11 protein-coding genes are annotated in these 13,374 nt (G+C 64.0%); 3 read left to right on the plus strand and 8 right to left on the minus strand.

Annotation, left to right across the window (positions count from 1 at the left end):
* Positions 1-13: 13 nt before the first annotated feature.
* The 4 genes from KUV74_RS03065 to KUV74_RS03080 all read right to left on the minus strand — a co-directional run bounded on the left by KUV74_RS03065 (position 14) and on the right by KUV74_RS03080 (position 4,641).
* Positions 14-1,261 carry an ABC transporter substrate-binding protein gene (locus KUV74_RS03065; RefSeq protein ID WP_124802742.1) on the minus strand — a complete coding sequence of 416 codons (1,248 nt, stop codon included), beginning with the start codon at positions 1,259-1,261 and terminating at the stop codon, positions 14-16.
* 139 nt (positions 1,262-1,400) lie between these two features.
* Complete coding sequence (locus KUV74_RS03070) at positions 1,401-2,153, minus strand: ABC transporter ATP-binding protein (RefSeq protein WP_108131343.1); 753 nt, start codon at positions 2,151-2,153, stop codon at positions 1,401-1,403.
* Positions 2,150-2,926, minus strand: a complete 777-nt coding sequence (locus KUV74_RS03075; RefSeq protein ID WP_045991864.1) for an ABC transporter ATP-binding protein — start codon at positions 2,924-2,926, stop codon at positions 2,150-2,152. The genes KUV74_RS03070 and KUV74_RS03075 overlap by 4 nt, the downstream gene beginning before the upstream one ends.
* Before the next feature lie 335 nt (positions 2,927-3,261).
* A complete protein-coding gene (locus tag KUV74_RS03080; protein ID WP_108131342.1) occupies positions 3,262-4,641 on the minus strand; it encodes an L-serine ammonia-lyase in 1,380 nt (459 codons plus the stop codon).
* A gap of 239 nt (positions 4,642-4,880) precedes the next feature.
* On the opposite strand from KUV74_RS03080, the gene KUV74_RS03085 reads away from it, so the two are divergent.
* A complete protein-coding gene (locus KUV74_RS03085; protein WP_108131341.1) occupies positions 4,881-5,804 on the plus strand; it encodes a LysR substrate-binding domain-containing protein in 924 nt (307 codons plus the stop codon).
* Between the two features lie 193 nt (positions 5,805-5,997).
* A complete protein-coding gene (locus KUV74_RS03090) occupies positions 5,998-6,645 on the plus strand; it encodes a hypothetical protein (protein ID WP_222515612.1) in 648 nt (215 codons plus the stop codon).
* A gap of 216 nt (positions 6,646-6,861) precedes the next feature.
* Here KUV74_RS03090 and rpoD read toward each other — a convergent pair whose 3' ends face one another.
* The 3 genes from rpoD to rpsU form a co-directional block, all read right to left on the minus strand.
* Positions 6,862-8,697 carry an RNA polymerase sigma factor RpoD gene (gene rpoD, locus KUV74_RS03095; RefSeq protein WP_108131339.1) on the minus strand — a complete coding sequence of 612 codons (1,836 nt, stop codon included), beginning with the start codon at positions 8,695-8,697 and terminating at the stop codon, positions 6,862-6,864.
* Between the two features lie 312 nt (positions 8,698-9,009).
* Complete coding sequence (dnaG, locus tag KUV74_RS03100) at positions 9,010-10,824, minus strand: DNA primase (RefSeq protein WP_045991859.1); 1,815 nt, start codon at positions 10,822-10,824, stop codon at positions 9,010-9,012.
* A 198-nt stretch (positions 10,825-11,022) separates the two neighbouring features.
* A complete protein-coding gene (gene rpsU / locus KUV74_RS03105) occupies positions 11,023-11,238 on the minus strand; it encodes a 30S ribosomal protein S21 (RefSeq protein ID WP_013333229.1) in 216 nt (71 codons plus the stop codon).
* Positions 11,239-11,627: 389 nt separating this feature from the next.
* Between rpsU and tsaD the strand changes: the two genes are divergently transcribed.
* Positions 11,628-12,656, plus strand: coding sequence for a tRNA (adenosine(37)-N6)-threonylcarbamoyltransferase complex transferase subunit TsaD (tsaD, locus tag KUV74_RS03110; RefSeq protein WP_108131338.1), 1,029 nt, complete (start codon positions 11,628-11,630; stop codon positions 12,654-12,656).
* Between the two features lie 79 nt (positions 12,657-12,735).
* Here tsaD and KUV74_RS03115 read toward each other — a convergent pair whose 3' ends face one another.
* Positions 12,736-13,323 (minus strand): glycerol-3-phosphate acyltransferase, encoded by a 588-nt coding sequence (locus tag KUV74_RS03115; protein WP_045991857.1) that lies wholly within the window; start codon positions 13,321-13,323, stop codon positions 12,736-12,738.
* Between the last annotated feature and the right edge of the window lie 51 nt (positions 13,324-13,374).

Genomic DNA, 13,374 nt, shown 5'->3' on the forward strand with positions numbered 1-13,374 from the left:
GAGCGCGGGCGGCTCAGTTGACGAGCTTGCAGGAACTCTCGGACAGCGGACGGTAGGCCTCTTCGGCCGGGATCGTGGCCTGGATCTCGTAAAGGTCCCACTCGCCCTCGGAGTCGGCGGGAGCCTTCACCTCGGCCAGGTACATGTCATGCACCATGCGACCATCCTCGCGAATCTGGCCATTGCGAGCGAAGAAGTCGTTGATCGGCGCCTCGCCCAGCTTGGCCCTGACGGTGGCAGGATCGTCGGTGCCGGCGTCTTCCAGCGCCTTCAGGTACTGGGTGGTGCTGGAGTAGATGCCGGCCTGAACCATGGTCGGCATCTTGCCCACCCGCTCGAAGTAGCGCTCGGCCCACTCGCGGGACTCGTCATCCATGTCCCAGTACCAGCCGGTGGTCAACAACAGGCCCTGAGTCGTCTCCAGGCCCATGGCATGGACGTCGTTGAGGAAGATCAGCAGGCCGGCCAGCTGCTGGCCACTCTGGGTCAGGCCGAACTGGCTGGCCGTCTTGATCGCGTTGACGGTGTCGGAGCCGGCGTTGGCCAGACCGACGATCTTGGCGCCGGAGCCCTGGGCCTGAAGGATGTAGGAGGAGAAGTCGCTGGTCGGGAACGGATGGCGAACGCGATCGACGATGGTGCCACCGTTGTCGGTGACCACCTTTTCCACGTCGCTCTCGAGGGCATGACCGAAGGCGTAGTCGGCGGTGAGCATGAACCAGCTGTCGCCGCCCTGCTCGACCACCGCCTTGGCGGTACCGTTGGCCAGCGGATAGGTGTCATAGACGTAGTGAATATGGTTCGGGGTGCAGTGTTCGTTGGTGATGCTCGAGGCCGCCGAGCCGGAAATGATGGCCAGACCACCGGCCTCCTCCAGCACCTTGGTCACGGCGATGGACACCGAGGAGGCGACCATGCCGGCCACCAGGTCGACGTTCTGCTGGTCGACCCAGCCGCGCACGGTGTTGGCGCCCACGTCGGCGCTGTTGCGATCGTCGGCGCTGAACACCTCGATGGGGGCACCGGCGACTTCGCCGCCGAAGTCCTCCACCGCCATCTTCAGCGCTTCGAGGCCGCCGGGGCCGGCCAGGTCACGGTAGGTGCCGGACATGTCGGCCAGATAGCCGATACGCACCTCGCCATCGCTGATGGCGTCCTGCGCCATGGCCGACGATGCCAGGCCCAGGCCGGTGGCGGCGGCGACCGCCAGGGCCAGGTGGCGGCGGGCAAGACGGGGGGAGGAAGCGTGTACCTTGGTCATGGGAGGCTCCTGGGGCCAGCGGCCCTTGTTGTTGTTGAATAGGTTATTGTTTAGCAAGTGGTTGTTGAACGGCTACTGCCGGACATCTTGTGGTTGATGCAAAGCTTATCTAAGGCCTGGAAGACAGCGGCCATGGACACTAGACCCCGAGCAGGCTGTTGAGGTGCTCACGACGAGCGTCCAGATCACGCGCCTCGATGGTCTCGATGATGCGACCGTGTTCCATCACGAAGTGGCGATCGGCCAGGGGCGCGGCGAAGCGGAAGTTCTGCTCCACCAGCACGATGGTCATGCCCCGAGACTTGAGGGTAATCAGCACCTCGGCGAGCTTCTGGTTGATGACCGGTGCCAGCCCCTCGGTGATCTCGTCGAGCAGCAGGATCTCGGCCCCGGTACGCAGGATGCGGGCCATCGCCAGCATTTGCTGCTCGCCGCCGGACAGCCGCGTCCCCTGACTGCGACGCCGCTCGTAGAGGTTGGGGAACATGGCGTAGATGTCATCCAGGCTCATTCCGCCCGAGCGCACGGTGGGCGGCAGCAGCAGGTTCTCCTCGACGTCGAGACTGGCGAAGATGCCACGCTCCTCAGGGCAGTAGCCGACCCCCAGACGCGGGATGTGATGAGGCTTCATGCCCAGGGTCTCCTGGCCGTTGATCTTGATCGAGCCACTGCGCGAACCGACCATGTTCATGATGGTCTTCAGGGTGGTGCTGCGTCCGGCCCCGTTGCGCCCCAGCAGGGTCACCAGCTCTCCCCGCTTCACGCGCAGCTCCACGCCATGCAGGATATGCGACTCGCCGTAGAAGGCGTTGACGTCCGCTAGACTGAGCGCCTCGTCGCCATGGGCGCCGACCGCCGGTGAAGCAGTTGGCCTGTCGAGAGTCTGGTTCATGCGCTGGCCTCCTCACCGACGCTGGCTTCACTGCCCATGTAGGCTTCACGCACCGCCGGATCGGCCGAGACGCTGGCATAGTCGCCTTCGGCCAGTACCGAGCCCCGGGCCAGCACGGTGATGCGATCACAAAGCCGACTGACGACGCTCAGATTGTGCTCGACCATCAACACGGTACGCCCGGCAGAAACCCGCCGAATCAGCTCGACGATACGGTCGACGTCCTCGGCTCCCATGCCCTGGGTGGGCTCGTCGAGCAGCATCACGGTGGGCTCCAGCGCCAGGGTGGTGGCCACCTCCAGCGCACGCTTGCGTCCGTAGGGCAACTCCACGGTGAGGACATCGGCGACGTCGGCCAGTCCCACCTGCTCGAGCAGTTCCATGGCACGCTGGTTGAGTGGCTCCAGCGAGCGCTCTGACTTCCAGAAATGGAAGGAGGTGCCGAGATTGCGCTGCAGGGCCACACGCACGTTCTCGAGCGCGGTCATGTGGGCGAACACGGCGGATATCTGGAACGAACGCACCAGCCCCAGCCGCGCGATCTCGTTGGCCCGCATGCGGGTGATCGGCTTGCCGCGATAGAGGATCTCGCCGCGGGTCGGCGGAAGAAACTTGGTGAGCAGATTGAAGACCGTGGTCTTGCCGGCGCCGTTGGGGCCAATCAGGGCGTGGATATGCCCTTCCGTGATCTTGAGATCCACGCCGTCCACGGCGGTGAAGCCACGAAACGACTTGGTCAGGCCACGGGTCTCTAGCACGTACTGCTGGGTCATGTGGCGTCCTCTGCGGGACCGGGGTCCCTGGCTTGAGGTTGTTATGGTTGTTCGATGCCGCGATGGCGACGCTCTACTTTACGTTTACGTAAGCTAGAAGAGTCAAAGGCCCGACGCAATTGGCCAAGCGTTGAACAAGACCAAAGATGTATTCTCCGCATTTCAATAGGTTGCTTACGACAAACCGGCAACACCTTGGCCCCGCGAGGTTTTCCCCCTGAAAAGCACAAGGCCCCCGTCGCGCTGGCGCGACGGGGGCCTGAAAGAAGAGGCTCCAATGGTTCGGTCCTCGTCGAGCGACTGGTCAACCACCACGACCAGCGCCCGCGTCCTGCTCAGCACTCGATGGCGTTGACGGCGAGTCCCCCCTTGGAGGTTTCCTTGTACTTCTCCTGCATGTCGGCGCCGGTGTCGCGCATGGTGCGGATGGCCTTGTCCAGCGAGATGAAGTGCTCACCATCACCGCGACAGGCCATCAGGGCGGCGTTGATGGCCTTGACCGAGGCAATCGCATTGCGCTCGATGCAGGGCACCTGGACCAGGCCTCCGACCGGATCGCAGGTCAGCCCCAGATTGTGCTCGAGCCCAATCTCGGCGGCGTTCTCGACCTGGGGAACGCTGGCCCCCATGACTTCGGCGAGTCCGGCCGCGGCCATGGCGCAGGCCGATCCCACCTCACCCTGACAGCCCACCTCGGCGCCGGAGATGGAGGCATTCTTCTTGCACAGGATGCCGACGGCGCCGGCGGTCAGCAGGAAGTTGACCACGTCCTTCTCGGAGGCACCGGGCTGAAACTTCATGTAGTAGTGCAGCACGGCGGGAATGATCCCCGCGGCGCCATTGGTGGGCGCGGTGACCATGCGCCCACCGGCGGCATTTTCCTCGTTGACCGCCAGGGCGTAGACGTTGACCCAGTCCATCGCCGAAAACGTCGTGGCGATCAGCCCCGCGTCATCGCCCATCGCCTCGAGACGGCGATACAGTGACGCGGCGCGACGCTTGACGTTGAGCCCGCCAGGCAACACCCCTTCCCCCTCGACACCACGGTTGACGCAGGCCTGCATGGCTTGCCAGATATCCCACAGACCGGAGCGCACCTCGGCTTCGCTGCGCCAGGCCTTCTCGTTTTCCAGCATCAGCTCGCTGATGCTCATGCCATGCAGACGACACAGCGCCATCAGTTCCGCGCCGCTGTTGAAGTCGTAAGGCAAGGGGGTGGTGTCGGAATCCAGCGCTCCGTCCCGGGCCTGGGCCTCGTCGATGACGAAGCCACCTCCGACCGAGTAGTAGGTCTCGCGCTTGACCTCCTCGCTGTGCCCCTTGGCCACCAGCGTCATGGCGTTGGGGTGATAGGGCAGGCTCTCCTCGTGCCATTGCAGGTCTCTGGCCCACAGGAAAGGCACCGCCACCTGACCACCGAGCAACAGGGTCTGGCTCTCGAGCAGCTCTTCGATGCAGGGGCCAACAACGGCCGGATCGATGCGGTCTGGACGCTCACCCATCAGTCCCATCACGCAGGCGCGATCGGTGGCGTGGCCCTTGCCGGTGGCCGACAGCGAACCGTAGAGGTGAATCTCGATCCCCGCGACGCGCTCCAGCAGGTCCTGCGACCGCAGCGCCTCGACGAAGTCGTAGGCGGCCTTCATCGGCCCCACGGTGTGGGAGCTGGACGGCCCGATCCCGATCTTGAACAGGTCGAATACGCTGATAGCCATGGCGCTGCCTCTTGTACGAATGACGCGAAGTGTGGGGCATGAGGGGCGGAGGTCCGAGACCTGCGAGGTCAATTTCGCTAAAGCGAGGGCTGTCGTTCCTCCGGGATATCGTTATGCTGGCTGCCATCGCTTCGATGGACAAGGCAGAATATCTTGCCTTCACTATAGCTCAGCTAAACCATACCTAAACCACCGCCATACCACGGCCAGACCATGACCTCTTGTCGGAACACATCGCAATGAGTCGACTGCTCAACGCCCAGACCCACGCCTGGCTGAAGGGGTTCGCCGTCAGCGCCCGCCACCTGTCCTTCACCCGAGCGGCGGAGGAACTGCACGTCACCACCGGCGCCGTCAGCCAGCAGATCAAGCAACTGGAGGACCGGCTGGGCTTCAAGCTGTTCCGACGCCTGCCCCGTCGCCTGGAACTGACCGAAGAAGGCAAGCGCCTGGCCGCCGTGGTGGACGACGCCTACCAGGCGGTGGGACTCGAGGTGAGTCGCCTGCGCAGCGGGGTAATGAGCGGGGTCATCCGCCTGCGCTCGGTGCCCTCCTTCCTCAACAAGTGGCTGATGCCCCGCCTGCCGCGTCTGCAGGCCAGGTTTCCCGATATCGAACTGCATATCACCGCCGAGGACAGCAACATCTCGTTGCGTGACGGCGACTTTGACCTCGCACTCGACCTCAACGACGGCCACTATCCGGGACTTGCCATCACCCCGCTGATGCAGGAACGCATCTTCCCGGTCTGTTCACCCGGCCTGCTGAAGGGCCGCCCACCGCTCAGACGTCCCGAAGACCTGGCCTGGTACCCGCTGCTGCATGACATCACCGCCTGGCGCGGCAGCCAGGAGTATGGCGAGTGGCGCCACTACCTGTCCGCCATCGGCGCCCCTTCGATCAATCTGGAGCGTGGCTACACCTTCAACCGCAATCACCTCACCATGGAGGCCGCCATCGCCGGCATGGGGGTGGCGATCGCCCGGGAAACACTGATCACCAGCGAGTTGAAGAGCGGCGCCCTGATCGCCCCCTTCCGTGCCCGCGTCGACAGTGGCAAGCAGTACGGCATCGTCCACGCCGCAGGCGCCACCGACGATCGCCGGGTCAAGGCCGTGCACGACTGGCTGGTGGAGGAGGCCGGCCGCAGCACTAACCACTAACCACTAACCACTAACCCCCGTGCCTGAATGAGCGGCCCTGACCAGGTCATCGGGCACCTGTCTTGCGCCTTACCTATGCTGTATAAGCATATGGCGAAGACTGGCGAAGAATCCTTCGGGATTCCCAGACACTCCCCCGGCTCGACGGGTATAATCACGCCCAGATACACCCCTTTTCTGGAGATTGAGAGGGATGCTCAATACCCCCCCTTCCATCACGCCTACCATCAGCTTTCGCGCGACCTGCGCCAGAGCCTTGCTCTATATCCTGATCATCGGCGCGATGATGCAGGGCGTGCTGTGGGAGACCGGCCTGCCCGAAAAGATTCGCTTCAGCGAAGTCGGCTTTACCGAGAGCATGCAGACACTGTGGCTGCTGATCAGCTGCCTCTTGCTGATCTACGCCCGCCAGGTGCTGGGCGGCCTGCCACGGGTGACGCTATTGATGTTCGGTCTGCTCGGCGCCGCCCTGATTCGCGAGCAGGACGCCTTTCTCGACGCCTACGTTTTCGACGGCGCCTGGCAGACCCTGGTGACCCTGCTGCTGCTGCCCATTCTCTATTGCGTGCTTCGCCAGCGTCACGCCTTCGTACGCGAGTTCGAGGAGTTCGTCGAAAGCTTCGCCTTCGGCCTGTTTGCAGCAGGCTTCCTTTGCACCTTTGCCTTCTCGCGGCTCTACGGCCGCAGCGAGATGTGGGAGGCCCTGCTCGCCGAACGCTACGTCAGGGTATTCAAGGACGCCGCCGAAGAGGTCACGGAACTGTTCGGGTACACCCTGCTGATGTTCGCCATGGTCGAACTGGTGCTGTGGATCCGCCGGCGCCAGGCCAGAAGCGAATAGCTCGCGACCACCACAGCGTCGTGACACGACAACGCCCGCGGCCATCACCGCGGGCGTTGTCGTTTTCAGCCTTCGCTCGCCGGAAACGCTCGCGTGCGGCAGCGCTTCACCCTGATTCGATGACATGAAAAAACGCCCGTGGCTTTCGCCACGGGCGTCCTGTGCTCACCCTACTGCTTCGCTGTCGACGCAAGCCCTGCTCGGTCGAGACAGGCGTTACTCGTCGAGGAAGGAGCGCAGCGGTTCGGAGCGGGTCGGATGGCGCAACTTGCGCAGCGCCTTGGCCTCGATCTGACGGATACGCTCGCGGGTCACGTCAAACTGCTTGCCGACCTCCTCGAGGGTGTGGTCGGTGTTCATGTCGATACCGAAGCGCATCCGCAGCACCTTGGCTTCGCGGGCGGTCAGGCCACCGAGCACGTTGCGCGTGGCTTCGACGAGGCCCTCGCCGGTGGCCGAGTCGATCGGCAGCACCATGGTGGAGTCTTCGATGAAGTCACCCAGGTGCGAATCGTCGTCGTCACCGATCGGCGTCTCCATGGAGATCGGCTCCTTGGCGATCTTGAGCACCTTGCGCACCTTGTCTTCCGGCATCTCGAGACGCTCGCCCAGTTCTTCAGGCGTCGGCTCGCGCCCCATCTCCTGCAGCATCTGCCGCGAAACGCGGTTGAGCTTGTTGATGGTCTCGATCATGTGCACCGGAATACGGATGGTGCGCGCCTGGTCGGCGATGGAACGCGTGATCGCCTGACGAATCCACCAGGTGGCGTAGGTCGAGAACTTGTAGCCGCGACGATATTCGAACTTGTCCACCGCCTTCATCAGGCCGATGTTGCCTTCCTGGATCAGGTCGAGGAACTGCAGGCCGCGATTGGTGTACTTCTTGGCGATGGAGATGACCAGACGCAGGTTGGCCTCGACCATCTCCTTCTTGGCACGGCGAGCCTTGGCCTCACCGATGGACAGGCGACGATTGACCTCCTTCACCTCGCTCACCGGCAGCTGGATCATCTCCTCCTCGAAGGCGATCTTGCGCTGGGCACGCTGAACGTCGGCCTTGAGCGGCGCGAGACGATCGGCGTAGCGGGCGTTGTCGGCCATGAAGTCGTCGAGCCAGTCGAGCCGGGACTCGTTGCTCGGGAAGGCCTTGATAAAGGCCTTGCGCGGCACCTTGGCCTGCTTCACCAGGAGCTGCATCACCGTCTTTTCCTGGGCACGCACCTGCTCGACGCTGATGCGGACCTGTCCGACCAGACGTTCGAAGTGCTTGGGCACCAGCTTGATCGGAGAGAACAGCTCGGCCAGACGTGCCAGCTCTTCCTGAGCCTCACGGGACTGACGACCGTGGGTCTCGATGGCGGCGTTGGCGGCCTGGCTCTGCTCGCGAATCTGCCCGAAACGCGCACGGGCCTCTTCCGGATCCGGGCCACCACCGGAGTCGTCCTCTTCTTCCTCGCCGTCTTCGTCGTCGTCGCTGGCAGCCTGCTCGTCCACCTCGGGCACTTCGGCCTCGGCCACGCCGGGGATGCCTTCGTCGGGGTCGATGAAGCCGGAAAACAGGTCAGAGAGACGTCCCGGCGCTTCCTCGTCCTGGGTGGCATCGTAGGCATCGAGGATCGACTCGACGGCACCCGGCACATAGGCCAGCGCCGACATGACTTCACGGGTGCCTTCTTCGATGCGCTTGGCGATCTCGATCTCGCCTTCACGAGTCAACAGCTCGACGGTGCCCATCTCGCGCATGTACATGCGCACCGGGTCCGTGGTGCGACCGACATCGCTTTCCACCGCGGCCAGGGCCGCCACTGCCTCTTCAGCCGCGGATTCATCGGTTGAGTGATCCGACATCATCAGGGTATCTTCGTCGGGAGCTTCCTCGACGACGTTAATACCCATGTCATTGATCATGCCGATGATATCTTCCACCTGGTCGGGGTCGGCGATATCTTCGGGAAGGTGGTCGTTGACCTCGGCATAGGTCAGGAAGCCCTGTTCCTTGCCGCGCGCGATCAACTCCTTCAGACGTGACTGCTGCTGCGCATTTCCAGCCATAGAAACCCTATCTCGACGAAGAAGAATGAAGCACCTGAAGCGCTAAGGTGGAGAAACTCGGTAAGCCGGACAGTATAGCGGTTTTGGGGCCACTTCTGCCAGTCTGGAGTGTTTGCGCGATGTCTCAGGTGTGTTAGTTTATCTGGTTGCGCCACTTGTCAGCGCCGTATCCCTTAGATGGTGATGGTAGGACAAAATTCAACCCTACCCACATCCATACCTCATATTTGTCGTCGAACGCTCACAGGTTCTTACCATTGGTGGTAGCCGAACCTGCCGTCGTGACAGCGCTCGCGCCCTGCCGCAAGCGACCTAGCGCCCCGCCGCCAGCAACTCCATCAAGCGCCCGCGTTCTTCACTCGACAACCGCTCGCCGGACTGTTGCCGCCTCAGCAAGGCGTCGATCTCTTCCTGCCGGGACGGGGTCTGACTGGCTCTCTGAAAATAGCTCACCAGACCATCGAGCTCCGCCGCCCTGGCTGCCACCGGGATCAACAACTCCCGTCGCGCCAGCGCCGCCAGCCGCTCACCGTCCTCGCTACCGTGGAAGTGCATCAGCAGCACCTGAGCGCTTGAGTAGCCGCCAGCGCGCAGCAAGGTAATGACCTCCCGGCACAGCCGGGCGTCCTCGTCCTGCCCCCCGCACCAGTCCAGCGATTCGGGCAAGCGCTCCACCAGCCTGGGCTCGTGAACCAGCAATTGCAGGGTTCGCGCCATCAGGCCAAGGGCGCCCCCGGAACGGCGCGGCCGTGGCGCCGGCTCGCCGTCCTCGACGACGGGTTCGAAAAACTCATCGACCGGCGCGACGTCGTTGTCCTCGGGCGCCGGCGCCAGCAGCGCCTCGAAGCGCGACTGCTCGACCCCGGTGCGACGCGAGAGTTCGGTCAGCATCAGCGACTTGAGCACCCCCTGCGGCAGCTTCTCGATCGCTGCCAGCACCTGACTGGCGTAGCGCTCTCGCGACTCAAGCTGCGCCAGATCGCGCCCCTGGGCGGCGTGCTCGAACAGAAACTCCGACAGAGGGCTTGCGCACGTCACCCGATCCTCGAAGGCCTCGGTTCCCTCCTTGCGCACCAGGGAGTCGGGATCCTCTCCCTCCGGCAGGAACAGGAAGCGTGCCTGGCGACCATCGATCATCTCCGGCAGCACCGTTTCCAGCGCCCGCGCTGCCGCCTGGCGTCCCGCCTTGTCGCCGTCGAAGCAGAACACTACTTCGCTGACCAGACGGAACAGCCGACGCAGGTGATCGGCGGTGGTGGCGGTGCCAAGCGTCGCCACCGCGTTGCGAATGCCGAACTGGGCCAGCGCCACCACGTCCATGTAGCCCTCGACGATCAGCAGGCGTTCCAGGCGATGATTGGCCTGACGTGCCTCATAGAGGCCGTAGAGCTCGCGCCCCTTGTGGAACACCGGCGTCTCGGGCGAGTTCAGATACTTGGGCTTGGCGTCGCCCATCACTCGGCCGCCGAAGCCAAGCGTCCTGCCGCGAATGTCGCGGATCGGAAAGACCACCCGGTCGCGGAAGCGGTCGTAGCTGCGGCCACTGTCCTCGTGATGCACCAGCAGGCCGTACTCGATCTGCACCGACTCATCGACGCCCTGGCTGCCCAGGTGTCGCTTCAGCGCCTCCCACTGGGCCGGCGCGTAGCCGATGCCGAAGGTCTCGCGCACCTCATCGGACAGCCCTCGACCCTCGAGGTATTCGCGCGCCGCCTTGCCTTCCGGCATCTTGAGCCGCTCGCGAAAATAGCTGGCCGACATTTCCAGCAGGTTGACGCCTTCCTTGCGCTTCTTCTCGCGGGCCTGGGCGCGAGGGTCGTCCGCCCCTTCCCTCGGCACTTCCATTCCCATCCGCGAGGCCAGCTGCTCCACCGCTTCGGGAAACCGCAGCTTGTCGTACTCCATCAGAAAGCGCAGGGCGTTGCCGTGGGCGCCGCAGCCGAAGCAGTGATAGAACTGCTTGTCCGCACTGACCGTGAAAGACGGGCTCTTTTCCTGGTGGAAGGGGCACAGACCGGAATGGTTGCGCCCGGCCTTTTTCAGCTTGACGCGCTCTCCCACCACTTCGACCACGTCGACGCGGGCAAGGAGATCATCGATGAAACGCTGGGGAATCTGACCGGCCATATTCTGCTCGACAGGAGCTCTCTCGACTGAAGCGCGCTAGTCTAGACTGAAACGCGCTAGACAATGCACTAGCAGGAGCAAGAGAAGCGAAGCGGGAGTCGGCGACAAACGTCAGAAAAACAAGCGGCCACCTCAATGGCGGCCGCTTGGCGTCCTCCTGAACCGAGGGCGGCGGACCGCGCTCGACTCAAGTACGGATCAATAGAGCCGTTCGAAACGCTTGCGCTCGCGCTGGAGCTTCTTGGCGTGACGCTTGACAGCGGCAGCAGCCTTGCGCTTGCGCTCGGCAGTCGGCTTCTCGTACTGCTCACGACGACGAACCTCGGACAGAACGCCGGCTTTTTCACAGGAACGCTTGAAGCGACGCAGAGCGACGTCAAACGGCTCGTTATCACGTACTTTGACAGAAGGCATTAAGCACTCACCTACCTTGGGTAACTTGAGTTCGGTTTGTACGCACACCTTCAAGGCCAATACCCCGCACCACTCCTTGTCCGGCCAACCCTTGAGCTGACAACAGCTCAGCGCAGGAACCCTGCGGGCATGACCTGAAACGGAACAGAGACGGGGGAAGCGAGCCCTGGATGCACGACCCAGTCTTGCAGCGGACAGTATTTTAGTGACCATCCCGCTTTCTTGCAAATGCTTTCGTCTCGCTCACCCTTCAATCTGTACCCGCCGCCAGCGCTGCTTGCCTGCCACAAGGCGCGCCGCGGCCGCCGAAAGGGAGCCCGTCGCTTATGCAGCGGAAGCCAAATCGGCGTAGAATACTCCCCCCTTTCACCGTTTCCCGAGCCCGATCCATGCGCGTACTAGGCATCGAAACCTCCTGCGACGAGACCGGCGTCGCCCTTTACGACACCGACCGCGGCTTGCTGGCCGATGCGTTGCATAGCCAGGTGGCGATGCACGCGGACTACGGCGGTGTGGTGCCGGAACTCGCCTCTCGCGACCATACCCGGCGCCTGCTGCCGCTGATCGACCAGGTGCTCTCTGGAGCACAGCTCGAACGCACCCAGCTGGACGCCATCGCCTACACGGCAGGCCCCGGGCTGGTCGGCGCGCTGATGGTCGGCGCCAGCACCGCCCACGGCATGGCCCGCGCACTCGGCATTCCGGTGCTCGGCGTTCACCATATGGAAGGACACCTGCTCGCTCCCATGCTCGAGGACGAGCCTCCGGCCTTTCCCTTCGTGGCATTGCTGGTCTCGGGCGGCCACACCCAGCTGGTCCAGGTTGACGGCATCGGGTGCTATCAACTGCTGGGCGAATCGGTGGACGATGCCGCCGGTGAAGCCTTCGACAAGGCTGCCAAGATGCTGGACCTCGATTACCCCGGCGGCCCGCGGGTAGCTGCCCTGGCCGAGGGCGGCGACCCGGGCCGCTTCCGCTTCCCCCGGCCGATGACCGATCGCCCGGGTCTCGACTTCAGCTTTTCGGGGCTCAAGACCCACACCCTGACCGCCATTCGTCAGTTAGAACAGGCTGGCCAGCTCGACGACCAGGCCCGCGCCGACGTCGCCAGAGCCTTCGAGGAGGCCGTCGCCGACACCCTGGCGATCAAGTGCCGTCGGGCCCTCAAGCAGACCGGGCTCACCCGCCTGGTGGTGGCCGGCGGTGTCAGTGCCAATGTGCGCCTGCGCGCCAAGCTGGAAGAAGCGACGCGAAAACAGGGGGCTCGCGCCTACTACCCTCGCGGCCGCTTCTGCACCGACAACGGCGCCATGATCGCTTATGCGGGAGCCCAGCGTTTGATCGCAGGAGAAAAGGATACCGTGGGTCAGATGAAGGCGGTGCCGCGCTGGCCGATGGATCAACTCAGCGCGCCGTAGTCGACTAGCAAGAAGAAAGGGCCATGATTGCGCTCTCTATACGCCCAGGAGCCCAGCCTGCCCCATCGAGCCGGTCGCTTTACAGGTGGGGCTCCTTGCCCTGGCGCAACCGGCCGATATTGATGGCGTGGCGGGCCACCACAAGACCGGCGAACACCAGCACTACCCAGACAAAGTCCGGCGCCAGCCACAGGCTCAGCAGCGGGGCCAGGGTGGCGCTGGTCAATGAGGCCACCGCCGCGGTGTGCGCCCACCAGGCAAGCAGCGCCCAGATCACGGCGCTGACCAGGGCTACCCCAGGGGTCAACAACAGCATCACGCCGAAGGCGCTGGCCACCGCCTTGCCACCACGGAAGCGATACCACGCCGGGTAGCAGTGGCCCAGCAGCACACCGAGCCCCACCAGGCCTAGCCCCCAGGGCGGCAGTTCGAGCCACAGGCCGAGCAGCAGCACCGGCCAGCTTTTCAGGGCGTCGATCGCCAGCGTCGCCAGCGCCAGCGGCACGCCGTGCTGGCGAAGCACATTGGAGAAGCCGGGATTGCAGGAGCCGCTGAGCCGCGGATCCGGGCGCCCGGCCCAGCGGCAGACGCTGATGGCGCCCAGCCAGGTGCCGCTCAGGTAGGCAAGAGCGGTCAAGGGCAGTATCACTTCCAACGATGAACCCATGGCGACTCCTGACCCGACGCAACCGGTGCTGGCGAAAGATGCCACACTCAA

Source organism: Halomonas sp. DP1Y21-3 (assembly GCF_019801245.1).
GTDB lineage: Bacteria > Pseudomonadota > Gammaproteobacteria > Pseudomonadales > Halomonadaceae > Halomonas > Halomonas litopenaei.

Coding starts and splice junctions, on each gene's coding strand:
- KUV74_RS03115 (WP_045991857.1), bottom strand. CDS start 13,323: ATGGGTTCATCGTTGGAAGTGATACTGCCCTTGACCGCTCTTGCCTAC.
- KUV74_RS03085 (WP_108131341.1), top strand. CDS start 4,881: ATGAGTCGACTGCTCAACGCCCAGACCCACGCCTGGCTGAAGGGGTTC.
- KUV74_RS03075 (WP_045991864.1), bottom strand. CDS start 2,926: ATGACCCAGCAGTACGTGCTAGAGACCCGTGGCCTGACCAAGTCGTTT.
- KUV74_RS03090 (WP_222515612.1), top strand. CDS start 5,998: ATGCTCAATACCCCCCCTTCCATCACGCCTACCATCAGCTTTCGCGCG.
- KUV74_RS03065 (WP_124802742.1), bottom strand. CDS start 1,261: ATGACCAAGGTACACGCTTCCTCCCCCCGTCTTGCCCGCCGCCACCTG.
- rpsU (WP_013333229.1), bottom strand. CDS start 11,238: ATGCCTTCTGTCAAAGTACGTGATAACGAGCCGTTTGACGTCGCTCTG.
- dnaG (WP_045991859.1), bottom strand. CDS start 10,824: ATGGCCGGTCAGATTCCCCAGCGTTTCATCGATGATCTCCTTGCCCGC.
- KUV74_RS03080 (WP_108131342.1), bottom strand. CDS start 4,641: ATGGCTATCAGCGTATTCGACCTGTTCAAGATCGGGATCGGGCCGTCC.
- tsaD (WP_108131338.1), top strand. CDS start 11,628: ATGCGCGTACTAGGCATCGAAACCTCCTGCGACGAGACCGGCGTCGCC.
- KUV74_RS03070 (WP_108131343.1), bottom strand. CDS start 2,153: ATGAACCAGACTCTCGACAGGCCAACTGCTTCACCGGCGGTCGGCGCC.
- rpoD (WP_108131339.1), bottom strand. CDS start 8,697: ATGGCTGGAAATGCGCAGCAGCAGTCACGTCTGAAGGAGTTGATCGCG.